This is a genomic window from Gemmata sp. SH-PL17 (assembly GCF_001610855.1).
GTDB classification, from domain to species: Bacteria; Planctomycetota; Planctomycetia; order Gemmatales; family Gemmataceae; genus Gemmata; species Gemmata massiliana.
This window is the reverse complement of record NZ_CP011271.1, coordinates 103,340-116,914: the sequence shown is the minus strand read 5'-3', so window position 1 is coordinate 116,914 and position 13,575 is coordinate 103,340. Positions and strand designations below refer to the sequence as shown.

12 protein-coding genes and 1 pseudogene are annotated in these 13,575 nt (G+C 62.0%); 9 read left to right on the top strand and 4 right to left on the bottom strand.

All coding sequences use genetic code 11. The features are described from left to right. The first annotated feature begins 11 nt into the window (after window positions 1-11). Together VT84_RS00450 and VT84_RS00445 are read left to right on the top strand one after the other, a co-directional pair. Window positions 12-1,124: a family 16 glycoside hydrolase gene (locus VT84_RS00450; protein WP_052549197.1), complete on the top strand. Its 1,113-nt coding sequence runs from the start codon at window positions 12-14 to the stop codon at window positions 1,122-1,124. After that, entirely contained in the window at window positions 1,124-2,536 is a 1,413-nt protein-coding gene (locus VT84_RS00445; RefSeq protein WP_052549200.1) for a DUF1501 domain-containing protein, read from the top strand. The genes VT84_RS00450 and VT84_RS00445 overlap by 1 nt, the downstream gene beginning before the upstream one ends. 82 nt (window positions 2,537-2,618) lie before the next feature. Here the strand turns inward: VT84_RS00445 and VT84_RS00440 are convergent, their stop codons facing one another. After that, window positions 2,619-3,401, bottom strand: coding sequence for an RNA ligase family protein (locus tag VT84_RS00440; RefSeq protein WP_052549202.1), 783 nt, complete (start codon window positions 3,399-3,401; stop codon window positions 2,619-2,621). A 202-nt stretch (window positions 3,402-3,603) separates the two neighbouring features. Here VT84_RS00440 and VT84_RS00435 point away from each other — a divergent pair, with 202 nt between their 5' ends. Next, entirely contained in the window at window positions 3,604-4,068 is a 465-nt protein-coding gene (locus VT84_RS00435; protein ID WP_082838108.1) for a VOC family protein, read from the top strand. Between the two features lie 291 nt (window positions 4,069-4,359). On the opposite strand, the gene VT84_RS00425 is transcribed toward VT84_RS00435, so the two are convergent. Beyond that, entirely contained in the window at window positions 4,360-5,517 is a 1,158-nt protein-coding gene (locus VT84_RS00425; RefSeq protein ID WP_052549206.1) for a calcium-binding protein, read from the bottom strand. 420 nt (window positions 5,518-5,937) lie between these two features. Further along, complete coding sequence (locus VT84_RS00420; protein WP_052549208.1) at window positions 5,938-7,386, bottom strand: DNA ligase; 1,449 nt, start codon at window positions 7,384-7,386, stop codon at window positions 5,938-5,940. Between the two features lie 231 nt (window positions 7,387-7,617). Here VT84_RS00420 and VT84_RS42055 point away from each other — a divergent pair. The 5 genes and pseudogenes from VT84_RS42055 to VT84_RS00395 all read left to right on the top strand — a co-directional run bounded on the left by VT84_RS42055 (window position 7,618) and on the right by VT84_RS00395 (window position 12,316). Then, window positions 7,618-8,375: pseudogene (locus VT84_RS42055) on the top strand (glucose 1-dehydrogenase). A 42-nt stretch (window positions 8,376-8,417) separates the two neighbouring features. Next, complete coding sequence (locus VT84_RS00410; RefSeq protein ID WP_082838106.1) at window positions 8,418-8,996, top strand: flavodoxin family protein; 579 nt, start codon at window positions 8,418-8,420, stop codon at window positions 8,994-8,996. A 27-nt stretch (window positions 8,997-9,023) separates the two neighbouring features. Beyond that, window positions 9,024-10,040: an NAD(P)-dependent alcohol dehydrogenase gene (locus VT84_RS00405; protein ID WP_082838105.1), complete on the top strand. Its 1,017-nt coding sequence runs from the start codon at window positions 9,024-9,026 to the stop codon at window positions 10,038-10,040. A 156-nt stretch (window positions 10,041-10,196) separates the two neighbouring features. Next, window positions 10,197-10,841, top strand: coding sequence for an NAD(P)H-dependent oxidoreductase (locus VT84_RS00400; protein WP_082838104.1), 645 nt, complete (start codon window positions 10,197-10,199; stop codon window positions 10,839-10,841). Between the two features lie 71 nt (window positions 10,842-10,912). Further along, window positions 10,913-12,316 (top strand): PQQ-binding-like beta-propeller repeat protein, encoded by a 1,404-nt coding sequence (locus VT84_RS00395; protein ID WP_082838103.1) that lies wholly within the window; start codon window positions 10,913-10,915, stop codon window positions 12,314-12,316. A gap of 69 nt (window positions 12,317-12,385) precedes the next feature. Here the strand turns inward: VT84_RS00395 and queC are convergent, their stop codons facing one another. Next, the gene (queC, locus tag VT84_RS00390) at window positions 12,386-13,066 is read right to left on the bottom strand and encodes a 7-cyano-7-deazaguanine synthase QueC (protein ID WP_082838102.1); all 681 of its coding nucleotides are present in this window, start codon (window positions 13,064-13,066) and stop codon (window positions 12,386-12,388) included. 116 nt (window positions 13,067-13,182) lie between these two features. On the opposite strand from queC, the gene queF reads away from it, so the two are divergent. Next, on the top strand, window positions 13,183-13,554 hold the full coding sequence (queF, locus tag VT84_RS00385) for a preQ(1) synthase (protein WP_157470314.1): 372 nt from the start codon (window positions 13,183-13,185) through the stop codon (window positions 13,552-13,554). Window positions 13,555-13,575 lie beyond the last annotated feature (21 nt).

Genomic DNA, 13,575 nt, shown 5'->3' with positions numbered 1-13,575 from the left:
TAAGGGACGATATGACCTCTCTCCACAGAACACTCACGATCGCTGCTCTCGCTGCGTGCGTGTCACTGCTACCCGCCGAAGATAAGCCGAAGCCGGCCGCTGTTGTGCCTAACGAGGGCGAGGTGAAGGGGCTGTTCAACGGCAAGAATCTCGACGGTTGGGTGAACGTGAATTGTCACCCCGACACGTTCTTCGTGAAGGGCGACGAGATCATCACGACGGGAACACCAACCGGTTTCCTCCGAACCGAGAAGCAGTACGAAAATTTCGAGCTGGACTTCGACTGGATGCACGTCGAGAAGGAGAAAATGGCGAACAGCGGGCTGTTCGTGTGGGGCGATCCGCTCCCGGCCGTGGGCACGCAGTACACACGCGGGATCGAAGTGCAGGTGCTCATCAACTACGCCCCGAAGGACGGTTGGGCGACGAGCCACGGTGACATCTTCAGCATCCACGGTGCGCGCTGCACGCCGGACCGTCCGCACCCGACCCGCAAGGGCATGGAGCGCTGCCTGCCGAGCGAGAACCGCGTGAAGGGCGGAGGCGAATGGAACCACTACAAGGTCATCGCCAACGACGGCGCCATCAAACTGCATGTGAACGGCAAGGAGGTTTCGGGCGTGAGCAAGAGCAATCCGCGTAAGGGCTACCTTGCACTGGAGAGCGAAGGCGCGGAGTGCCACTTCAAGAACATCAAGATTAAGGAACTTCCGAGTACCAATCCGAAGCCCGAAGAGTGTGCGAAGGTCGCGGAGGGACACGTCTCGTTGTTCAACGGCACCGATCTGAAAGGGTGGACGACGAAGGAGGGCGAGTGGAAGGTCGCTGGGGCCGTGCTGAAGTGTACCGGTACGGCCGACATCGTGACCGAGAAGCGGTACGGTGCGGCGGAACTGATTTTCGATTGGAAGGTTCCGCAGAATACCGAAAAATCCCAGTGTGTCGTATCGGTTGGCGGAGCGCCTCTTATTATCACGCTCCCGAACGGGGTGAAACCAGGATCGTGGCAGCGCCAGACGTTCCGAGTCGAAAAGGCCCGGGGAGTTGCTCCCATCGCGTTCAAGGCAACCGAGGGTCTTGAACTCATGAACGTGTTTGTCCACGAACTGAAGGGGAACAAGTAATGTCCGCTTTCCCTTCGCACGTGAACGCGCTCGCTGCCCGGCAGCAGTTACTCAACCGCCGGTGGTTCCTCCGAGATTGTGGCGTCGGCCTCGGCACGATCGCACTGGCGGATATGGCCCGCGCGACCGACGCGCCCAAACCGCGGACGCACCACGAACCGAAGGCCAAGCGCGTCATTTACCTGTTCATGGGCGGCGCGCCAAGTCACCTGGAACTGTTCGACAACAAGCCGCAACTCGCGAAGTTCGACGGTACACTCCCGCCGCCGGACCTGCTCCGGAACTACCGGGCCGCGTTCATCAACCCGAACTCGAAGCTGCTCGGGCCAAAGTTCAAGTTCAAGAAATTCGGTAAGAACGGCACCGAACTCGGTGAATTGCTCCCGCACCTCGGCGAAGTGGTCGACGACATTGCCATCGTGAAATCGATGAACACGGATGCGTTCAATCACGCGCCGGCGCAAATCATGGCCCTCACCGGGCACCAACAGTTCGGGCGCCCGAGTGCGGGTGCGTGGGTCACTTATGGCTTGGGCAGCGAATCAAAAGACCTGCCCGGGTTCGTGGTGTTCAGCAGCGGGAGCAAGGGGCCGAGCGGCGGAAACTCGTGTTGGGGAAGTGGCTTTTTGCCGTCGAGTCACGCCGGTACGCTGTTCCGCTCTGCGGGCGACCCGGTGCTGTTCCTGGGCAACCCCATCGGTGTCGATTCCGCAATGCAAAAAGAATCGCTCGACGCGATCAACGCGCTGAACAAGAAGCGCCTTGATGTGGTCGGCGACCCGGAAATTGCCGCCCGTATCTCGGCTTACGAGATGGCTGGTCGGATGCAGAGCAGCGCGCCGGAACTCATGGACCTGAGCAAGGAGACGAAGGAGACGCTCGCGATGTACGGCGCGGAGCCGGGGAAACCGAGCTTCGCGAACAACTGTCTGCTCGCCCGGCGCCTGATTGAGCGCGGCGTGCGGTTCGTGCAACTGTTCCACGAAGCCTGGGACCACCACGGCGGGCTGACGAACGGGCTGAAGTCCGAGTGCGGCAAGACGGACAAGGCGAGCGCGGCACTCGTGAAGGATCTGAAGCAGCGCGGGCTGTTGAAGGACACGCTCGTGGTTTGGGGCGGCGAGTTCGGGCGCACGCCGATGGTTCAGGGCGGTAACGACGGGCGCGACCACCACCCGAATTGTTACTCCGTGTGGATGGCGGGCGGCGGAGTGAAACCGGGTCTGGTATTGGGCAAATCCGACGACCTTGGATTCAACGTGGTAGAGGACCACGTTCACGTTCACGACCTGAACGCGACCATCCTCCACTTACTCGGACTGAACCACGAGAAATTGACCTACCGGCTCCAGGGCCGCGACTTCCGACTCACCGACGTCCACGGCGAAGTAGTGGAGAAATTGATTGCTTGATACGTGGAATTGCTGATTGTCGATTTGAGATCGCGGATTGAAAACTGGCACAGCGTGGTCGTTTTCAATCCGCAATCTCGAATCACTCGAACAACTCCGCTCCCTCTGCGAGTCGATTGGGGACGAGCGGGCGGTCCTGCCAGTGACCGTCCGCGGTAACAGTTTGTAAGAATTCGGCGCGCACGAATTTGTATCGTTCGGTGACGGCGCCATCTTCTTCCACCTTGACGTACAGCCCCTCCATCACGCCCGAGAGATCGGTCTGGCGCACGGCTCGCTCCACGTCCCAGCCCAGGCGCGCGACGCCCTCACGCATCTGTGTCGGGGCGTTCGGGGTAACGAAGTGCGATGGCCCGACGAGCGTCTGCAAGTACTCTTCACCCGGGAATTCTCCCGCGAACAGCACCTTGACCGGCTTCACGGGCAAATCGGCCAGCAGTCCCGCGCGGCGCGGGGTGTCGAGGAACACGCCCGCTTCGGTGTCCAAGATGTCGAACTCCATGAAGAAGTGCGGAAGCGCGTCGTAGTAAACCGTGTGCTTCGCGTACATCCACTCGCCGTACATCACGAAGCGGTCCGTCAACCGGTCGAGGAGCCGGTCTGATATCGCCCCGGCCCACTGCTTCAGGAGATCGAACTGGCGCTCGCGCGGCCCGCCGATCAGGTAGTGCCCGCGGCTCTGCAAGCGAAGCGCGTAGTCCGGGCCGAAGCTGATCCCGCAATTGGCGCCGTCCATCTTTTCTTCGATGACGACGTGCTTGCCCCTCAACTCGGACACGGGCACCGCGTCGAGGTCTTCGTCGCCCGGTTGCAAGCGCGAACCGATCAGGTGGCGCGTGCGGGGATATTTGCGGATCGCGTTCATGAGTAAAGAACCTGCCCGGTCCCCTCTAATCTCCAGGGAATAGGCTTCTTGACACCGATTATGCAAGAAAGGTTCATTTCCGGCGGGCCGGTGCCCGATTGTTTACGTGAACGCGCGATCAAAAATCACACGCAACTGACATTGCGCCGCCAACGTGTGAGCGGCAAGATTCTCGCAGTTCCTTTCCTCAAGGGGGTTCACGATGTCCGAAAAGAATGGCCTGATTCCGCACTTGGTGGTGAAGAACGGTGCGAAGGCGATCGAGTTCTACGTGGCTGCTTTGGGCGCCGTTGAACTGGCCCGTATGCCCACCGAGGACGGGCGCCTGATGCACGCGGCGCTCAAGATCGGCGACGCGACACTGTTCTTGTGCGACGATTTCCCCGAATACTGCGGGGGCGTGTCGCGTGCGCCGGCCGGCCCGTCGCCGGTCACGTTGCACTGGTGCGTGCCGAACTGCGACGCGGCCATCGCGAAGGCGCAACAGGCCGGCGCCACGGTCACGATGCCGGCCGCGGACATGTTCTGGGGCGACCGGTACGGCCAAATCGTGGACCCGTTCGGGCACGCATGGTCGTTCAGTCACCCCCTCACGGCCGAACAGAAAGAGGCCGCCGAAAAAGCGTGGGCCGAGCAGAACCAGTTTGGCAAAAAAGCCGTCGCCTAAGTGAGCAGAGCAAAGCAGCGATCAGATCTTCATGTGTTTGGTTTGAAGCTCCGGTAGGAGCGTCAGAGTGTAGCCAGGGGTGAAGCGCGAGCGCAACCCCTGGCGAACTTCCACGAACCCAACGCACTCCCAACGCGCCTGCCGCAAACACATGCGGTCTTTTTGTCGCGATGCGGCCTCGCCAGGGGTGAAGCGCGAGCGCAACCCCTGGCGAGGCCGCATCGCGACCCATTCGGGGCTTAAAACCAATACGTTGGGTTTCTGTCCCTGATCCCAGTTTTGCCCCGATCGTTACACGAACATGATCTTCGTCACGTCACCGTCCGTGGCGCTGAAATCGAGCAACACGTCATCGAATTGCGGGGACGGCGAGGTGGACTTGTTTACCTGTCGGCGAATGAACGTGTCGGCCCCGCTCCCGCCGATGAGCACGTCCTGCTTGCAGTCCTTTGTGCCCACATCAAGGGTGTCATTCCCGGCGCCGCCGTCGAGCACGTCCGTGCCCTTCCCACCAACCAGCGAATCGTTCCCGTCACCGCCTACCAGGATGTCGTCCTTCTGACCGCCGATCAGCTTGTCGTCCCCGGCGCCACCGATGATTTGAAGTTTCACGTCCGCGGCCGAGCCGTCGAGCACGTCGTTCCCGTCGCCGCCGTCCATCGTCACGGTCTTCACGCCGGTGCCGGCTAGCGCGGTCACGGTAATCGTGTCGTCACCACTTTGCGTTTGCATCACCACGTTCTCTGTGGTCGTGATGCCGATCTTGAACGGCACGAGGTTGGTGCGCTGGAACAGCGCGCCGCCCGTGGTCGGGTCCGCGTCGAGCCGGAACGCATCACCCTGGTTATTGCCGTTACCGACGATGACCGCAGTGTCGTTCCCGGTCCCGCCGTCGAAGGTATCGACGAGCGTGCCGGGCAGCCAGCGGAGCGTGTCGTTCCCGCTCCCGCCGAGCATCACGTCGTTGCCGAACCCGCTATCGAGGAAATCGTCGCCGGCCCCGCCGTCCATCACGAGGTTGCCGACGATCGCGTTGCCGACGACCCCGCCCACGAAGCCGCCAATCCCGGAACTGATACGGTCGTTTCCGTTACCACCTGAAAGAGTGCCGTTGGGGGCCGCGGCGAGTTTGCCGTTCGCGTCGAGAACGTTCAGCGAGCGGTCCAGGTTGATCGTGTCGTCGCCGCCCTTCGCGTCGACGTTGACCGTTTGCAGGTTGGCCTTGTTCGCGGTTCCGAAGGTGGTGTTGATGGTAACGGCCGCGCCGTTGTTGGTCACCTGGAGGTTGCCGGTGGCGTCGGCGGAGACAACGAGGTTGTTTGCGTTTCCGTCTCCAATGACAGTGAGCGTTGAGGTGTTGAAAATAGCGAGTACAGCAGGGACTTCGCGCTGTTCGAGGGTGCTGAGCTTCGGCAGGAACTGGGAGAGAGTACGAGCGGTCGCGGACATTCAGTGCGTTCCTTTCGGGGCGCGCGGGTGCCGTGGCGCGTTGGAGCACCCGGTGCGCGTAGGGAGGCGGTCGCGGTGCGAGACCGGGAGCGCCGGACAAAGAAAATAAGGCAACACGGCCGGAATCAGCCGGCCAACCGAGGGGGCGAGTGCGAACTAACGGCGCGGGATGGGGACCGCGCGGGGGACGGCGAACAACGATCGCGAGTAACGAACGGTGACGGGACGAGACTATTCTTAGTGCCAGCGCGCACGGTTGGTCAACGCGCCGGATTTCTTTTGCGCGTCTTCGTGCCGGTACTTCCGACAGTCATGAAAACACAGAATTCCCAAATTTTGAATCGCGCCGAATTGTGCCACGAAAGGAACCGGCCACCGACTCGTGAGCCGGTGGCCGTGGAAGCGTGAGCGCATTTTTTGTTACGCCGGGCGCGGCTTCTCCGAGTAACCCTTGCCGGTCTTCTCGGCGACGAGTTTGTCGTACTCCTTCTGCGTCTTCGCGGCGTCCGTGAACTCCTTGCGCGTCTCGCGGCCGGGGGTGCCGATCTTGCCCCACTGCGTGACGATGTCGGTGCCCTCGGTCCAAACTTCCCAGAACTTGTTGGACGAACCGTCCACGAACTCGAAATACCGTTTGGTCGTCGTATCCATCGTCGATCCTCCAGTTGGAGTTGGGAGAGAGGCGGGAACGGGTTTGGGTTCGGACTTGGGTTTCGGGACTTCCGCCGGTTTCTGCGGCGTTACGGCGGCGACCACGGGCACGGGAGGCACCACTGCGACGGTGGCCTTCTCGATTTTCACCGGCTCCGGAACGGGAGCGAACGTTTCTTTTTTCCGCGTGGGCGGTGCCGCGTTCGGGTAACCGTCGGGGCGCGGGCCAACGTACACGGGGAACCGCAACGCGCCGTCGTCGGTCAACTCCTGATACTTCACGGTGATGATGCTTCCCTTCGCCGGCGGATTGTCGCGGTCCTTGTCTTTCAGGCCCGTACCGACTTTGCATTTAACGCCGGTGCTCAAGCGCACCCACAGTGCTCCCACGCGCCCGGCGTGCCGCCCCTCGCCCGGTTCGTAGTCCGTTACGACCACTTCCATGTCGAGGAACTTTTTGACCTTCAGGATCGTTGAAGAACGCACGCGCTCGTAAAGAGAACCGGGTTTCCGGAGCATCAGCCCCTCACCACCAAGGCCGGTAACGCGATCGAGTTCGGCCCGAACGTGGTCGTTCCCGGTGCAAGCGATGTGTTCAACCAGGGATGTGAACTGGTTCTTCCAGACGGGAGCGGCGGTGCTCAGGAACTTCACTCGGTCCTCGAACGGGCCGGATGCGTCGGGCGCGTCGAAAACGAGATACCGGAGGTCTTTCCAGCGGTCCGGTGTTCCCTGGCTTTTCGCGATATCCGTGGCGGGCTGGAACTTCTTGCGCGCGATCCACAGTTCGCCGTCGAGTGGGTGACTGGGCAACCCCGCAGTAAACCAGTCCGGGGCGTAGTAAATGTTGTACCCACGCGAGAGGAACTGTTTGCCGTCCCAGTAGGCCCGCACGCCGTCGAGTTTTTCGCTCATCCACCAGCCGGTGAGGTCTTGTTTCTCGTCCCAGGGCTCTCCTTGGAGCAACGGCAGTTCCTTCTTGTCTTCCGCGCCTTTGGGTTTGGGGGGTAGCAGCTCCCCCGCGCTCGCGAGGCGCTGTTCTTCGACCGCGTCGCCGCGGAGTTTGCGGATGTGTTTGCACGTGCGCGCGTTGCTCGGCGCGTTTTGATTGAGCCACGCGGGACAGGAACAGGAATACACGCCGCCAACGTTCTTGATCTTGTACGGGTTTTTACCGGAACCCTGCATTTCGTAGATTTGGCCGTCATTGAGGTCCATAAAACACCCGCGTTGGTTTGGTGTGGTGGAAGAGAAACTAACGCCGGAAGCGGGCCGTTGCAATCGTCGTAGTCGCGTGCCCCGGATAAGTTTTCCGTCGCTGTAAGCTCGGTGTTAACTTCTGGTAGTTCTCCGCATCAAGATTCGCAGAGATCGGTTTCACATCACCTTCACGTGCCGCGGCGTCCGAGGCGTTGAATACACGTTCGCGGCGGAATTCGGGAGCACGTCATGGCACGGTTCAGCGGTAAGGTCGCACTCGTGACCGGTGGGACGAGCGGGATCGGTCGGGCGACTGCTGTTGCGTTCGCCAAAGAAGGCGCGCAGGTTGTGGTCTCGGGGCGGCGCGAAAAAGAGGGTTTGGCGGTTATCGAGGAGATCAAAGCGACCGGGGGAACGGCAATTTTTGTTCAAGCCGATGTCGCGAAAGAAGCGGACGTGAAGCGACTGGTCGAAGAAACGGCCGCGAAGTTCGGCCGGCTCGATGTCGCGTTCAATAACGCCGGGGTCGAATCCGTGGGGCCGGTTACGGAAGTCACGGAAGCCGAATACCGGCGCGTGTTTGACATCAACGTGTGGGGCGTCCTCGCCAGTATGAAGTATGAAATTCCAGTGATGTTAAAGACCGGCGGCGGGGCGATCATCAACACATCGAGCGTCGGGGGCACATCGGCATGAGCGGCGTGTCCGTGTACATCGCGACCAAGCACGCGGTCGAAGGGATCACGAAGTCGACGGCGCTGGAGTACGCGAAACAGGGCATCCGCGCGAGCGCTGTGGCCCCGGCCGCGATCGTGACGGAGATGATCGATCGGTTCGTCGGCGGCGAGCACAGCGAACAGGGGAAGGCGCTCGCCTCGATGCACCCGGTCGGGCGAATGGGGCGCGGGGAAGAAGTGGCCGCGGCCGTGCTCTACCTCGCGAGCGACGAAGCGAAGTTCACCACCGGCATCTCGCTCCCGGTGGACGGCGGGTTCCTGGCTCAGTAACCCAATCGCACCTCTCCCCTCACGTCATTCAGGAGCGCTGTCATGGCAACGGTCGCGATCGTTTACTTCTCCGCTCAGGGACACACGCACCAGCTCGCCGAGGCCGTCGCCGAAGGCGCGCATGGGGTGAGTGGCACGACCGTTGAATTGGTCCGGCTCGTCGGCGCGGATATCGTCGAGGGTCGGTGGAAGAATCCCTCCGTGCTGGCGAAACTGGCCGCGGTCGACGCGATCGTGTTCGGTACCCCGACCTATATGGGCGGGTACGCGGCACAGTTCAAGGCGTTCATCGACACTTGTAGCGAAGTGTGGATGGCCCAGGGGTGGAAGGACAAGCTCGCGGCCGGGTTCACGCACTCGCAGAATTTGAGCGGGGACAAGCAGAGTACGCTCATCGGGCTGTGGGTGAACGCAATGCAGCACAGCATGGTTTGGGTCAGCCCCGGTATCAAGGTCGAGGGGTTCGATGCGGACAAGTTGAACCGACTGGCCGGGTACGGGGGCGTGATGGCGCAAACGGCGTGGGGGCAGGAGAAAGTGAACGAGGGCGACCGCAAAACGGCCGTGGTCTTGGGCCAGCGCGTCGCCGAAACCGCTGTTCGTTGGGTGAAGGGCAAGTAACCACAACCACTTTCACGGAGCGAGCCAATGTCGATTCGCGCGTTCGCGGCACAACAGCCCAAAGGTGAGTTGAAGGCGTTCGAGTACGATCCCGGAGCGCTCGGCGACGAGCAGGTGGAGATCGCCGTTTCGCACTGCGGGATCTGCCACTCGGACCTGTCGATGCTCGACAACGATTGGGGCATGAGCGCGTACCCGCTGGTCGCGGGGCACGAGGTGGTCGGCACCGTGACCGCGGTCGGTTCGCACGTCGCGACTGTGAAACCGGGCGCGCGAGTTGGCCTGGGCTGGTACTCGCAGAGCTGTATGCGCTGCCGACAGTGCATGAGCGGCGATCACAATCTTTGCCCGACCGCGGAGCAAACGATCGTCGGGCGCCACGGTGGGTTCGCGAACAAGGTCCGCGCGCACTGGGCCTGGGCGACTCCTCTGCCCGAGGGGATCGACCCGGTGAAGGCCGGTCCGCTATTTTGCGGCGGGCTGACGGTGTTCAACCCGCTCGTGCAGTTCGACGTGCGCCCCACGCACCGCGTCGGGATCGTCGGGATCGGCGGACTGGGGCACATGGCGGTACAGTTCGCGAACAAGTGGGGCTGTGAGGTGGTCGCGTTCTCGTCTTCGGCGGGGAAGACCGACGAGGCGAAGCGGCTCGGCGCGCACCACGTCGTCAACTCCAAAGACGATGCGGCCATGCAGAAGATCGCGGGGACGCTCGACCTGATCCTCGTGACCGTGAACGTGCCGCTGAACTGGCAGGCGTACATTACGGCACTCGCGCCGAAAGGCCGGCTGCACTTCGTGGGTGCCGTGCTCGAACCGATCGCGGTTCCGGCGATGGCGATGATTATGCCGCAGAAGTCGCTCTCCGGGTCGCCACTCGGAAGCCCGGTCACAACGGCAGACATGCTCGCGTTCTGCGCCCGGCACAAGATCGAGCCGGTCACGGAAACGTTCCCGCTCACGAAGGTGAACGATGCGCTTGCTCACGTGCGCGCCGGCAAAGCGCGATACCGCGTCGTGCTGGAAAACGATCTGAAGATTTAGTGACTGAAGACCCTTCGTACTCTTCCCCGAAGACCGGGCGTCGCCGTGAAAGAAGTCACCACGACGCCTGTTGTACTTTGTGCTGCTCCCTTCTCTGTTTAACGAGAGGGCCGGGCCGAACCTCGGCCCCGGTTGCTCACTTTATCTGGAGGTTTCATGCCCGTTCCGCCCGAAACCGTCTTGACGCAACTCGGCTGGCGCTACGCTACCAAGAAGTTCGACCCCACGAAGAAGATCGCCCCCGAGTTGTGGGCGCAGCTCGAACAGGCGCCTGTGCTGGCACCGTCGTCCTACGGGCTACAACCGTGGAAGTTCGTTGTGGTTACGGAGCCGGGCGTGCGGGCGCAACTGCACGCGGTGTCGTACAACCAGGCGCAAATCCTGGACGCCTCGCACCTCGTGGTGTTCGCCGCGAAGAACCCGCCCACCGCGGCCGACATTGACGCTTACGTCGCCCGAACTGCGCACGTGCGCGGAGTCACGGTCGAGAGCCTCGATGCGTTCAAGCAGATGATGCTCGGCTCGCTCTCGCGGATGGACGCGGGGCAAGCGCACCGCTGGGCCGCGCGCCAGGCGTATATCGCGCTGGGCGTATTCATCGCCGCGGCCGCGCTGGTTGGCGTGGATGCGTGTCCGATGGAGGGGTTCCAAACCGACAAGTACGACGAGATTCTCGGGCTGAAGGAGAAGGGACTGGCGTCGGTGGTGATCGCGACCGCGGGCTACCGGTCACCGGAAGACAAGCACGCGAGCAACGCCAAGGTGCGGTTTTCGGTAGACGACGCGACCATTCGCATCTGACCTGGGCTTCCGCTGAAGCTGTAAGTACGCTCCTTGATTCGCCTCTGCCAGTTCGTTACTCGGAGTCAGGAATGACCAAGTTGATTGCGACTTGTGTGCTGACACTTACCCTCGCCCCCGCGCTCACTGCTGCCGACTGGACGCAGTTCCGCGGACCAGCGGGAACGGGTGTGGCTGACGACCAAAAGCCGCCGGTGAAGTTCGGATTGAAAGAAAATCTCGCATGGAAGGTCGCGGTTCCGCCGGGCGCTTCGTCGCCGATCGTGGTCGGCGACAAGATCGTGCTGACCGCGTTCGAGGGCAACAAACTCTTCACCATCTGCTACTCCTGCGCGGATGGTAAGGAACTGTGGCGCAAGGAATCGAAAGCCAAGAAAATCGAATCGTTCCACCCGACCGAAGGCAGCCCGGCCGCGTCCACTCCCGTGAGCGACGGGAAAACGGTCGTGAGCTACTTCGGTTCCTGCGGTTTGGTGTGCTACGACCTCGACGGGAACGAGCAGTGGAAGTTCGAGTTGCCGACGGCGGTGACGAACAACGAGTTCGGGACCGGGACGTCCCCGGTCGTCGTGGACGGCGCCGTGGTGCTCGCGCGCGATCTGTCGAAGGACTCGGCCGTGTACGCAATCGACCTCGCGACCGGTTCACAGAAGTGGAAGGCCGAACGCAAGCAAAAGACCGCGTACAGCTCGCCGGTCGTGTGGGACGACGGTGGCACGAAGGTGCTGATCGTTCCCGGTATGGCGTCTCTCACCGGGTACGACCTGCAATCGGGTAAGGAGCTGTGGGTCGTCAACAAGATGTCGTCGGTCGCGTGTACCACGCCGGTGGTGTTCAAGGACACGCTGGTGTACTCGGGGTGGGCGCCCGGGGGCTCGGACTTCAAACTTCCCACGTTCGACGAGATCTTGAAGCAAGCCGGAGACGACAAGCTCGGCTACCTCACGAAAGACGGGGCCGCAAAAACGCCGTTCGGAAACTTCTTCGATAACAACGATCCGAACAAAGACGGCAAAATCACTCGTGAGGAGTGGGCCGAGAACATGAAAGTGCTCGAAGGCGGTGAGAACCGAGCCGTCGCATTAAAGCGAGGTGGGAAGGGTGAGATTGCGTGGTCATACACCAAGAACCTGCCCTACGTTCCCAGCCCCGTCGTGTACCGCGATCGGATGTACCTGCTTAAGGACGGCCCGCTGATGACGTGCCTCGATGCGAAGACCGGTAAGCCCGTGTACGAGGCCGAGCGCGTGAAGGCGGGTGCCCGATACTACGCCTCACCGGTCGCGGCGAACGGGCACATCTACATCGCGTCCTTGGAGGGTACGGTAGCCGTGATCGTTGCGGGCGAGGACGCCCCAGACGTCGTGTACTCGGTGAAGTTACCAGAGCCGGTGCGCGCGACGCCGGCCATCGCCCACAACACGCTCTACGTGCGCAGTGATAAGTTCCTCTATGCTTTCACCGAGAAAAAATAGATCGTAAGTTCGGTGAAACGCGAGCGGCCCGCGGAGATTGATGTCTCCGCGGGCCGCTCGCGTTTGAGGTCACTGGTATGGCGTCGGGTCTGGTACGCCGGCCTCGGCGAAGCCCTTCTTTCGCAACGAGCACGAGTCACACCGGCCACACGCCTTACCGGTCGCATCAGGATCGTAGCAACTCAGAGTTTGCGAGTAGTCCACACCAAGTTTCACCCCCTCGCGAATGATCTCCGCCTTCGTCATCTTGAGGAGCGGCGAGTGAACGCGGAACTTACCCGCGCCTTCCGTACCGGCTTTCGTCGCGAGGTTCGCGAGGCTCTCGAACGCGCTCAGGAACTCGGGGCGGCAGTCGGGGTAGCCACTGTAATCCAGAACGTTGGCGCCAATGAAGATGTCGAACGCACCCACCACTTCGGCCAAGCCGAGCGCGACCCCAAGTAGGATCGTGTTGCGAGCGGGGACGTAAGTTATTGGGACGCCGTGGGTCATGTCATCCGTGGAGCGGTCCTTCGGTACTGCGATGTCCGCCGTGAGTGCCGAGCCGCCGATTTGTCGCAGATCGAGTTTTACCACGCGGTGATCGACCACACCGAGTGCCTTCGCCACAGTCGCGGCCCGGTCGAGTTCGACGCGGTGGCGCTGGCCATAATCAACCGCCAGTGTGTGACACTCGAACCCCTGGCTCCGCACGACCGCGAGCGCCGTAGTGCTATCCAGCCCGCCGCTGAGAAGAACGACCGCTTTCATTTACACTCCAATCGAGCTAGTTACTCGCCTCACCGCTGTTGCGGCGAAACGAGGTGGAACCGCCCGCGCGCTTCATCTATCAAGATAGGTACCCTACGAGATGCACCACAATGGAACTGACTGAAACCCCGTCCGTTGAGCAGTTGGAAACGTTCCCGAACCCGCGCCCGGGGCGGGAGTTTTCGATCGAGATCGTGTGCCCGGAGTTCACGAGCGTGTGCCCGAAGACCGGCCAGCCGGATTTCGGCACGATCACGTTCACATACACGCCGGGCGATACGTGCGTCGAACTGAAGTCGCTGAAGCTGTATCTCCAGCGGTTCCGCAACCAGGGGATCTTCTACGAACAGGTGACGAACCGCTTGCTCGACGATTTCGTGGCCGCGTGCAAGCCGGTGCGGTGCAAGGTGGTGTCAGTGTGGACGCCGCGCGGCGGGATCACCACGACCGTGACCTGCGTGCATGAAGCGAACGAACGACCGGCGTAAATCGGCTGGTGAGCACACAGC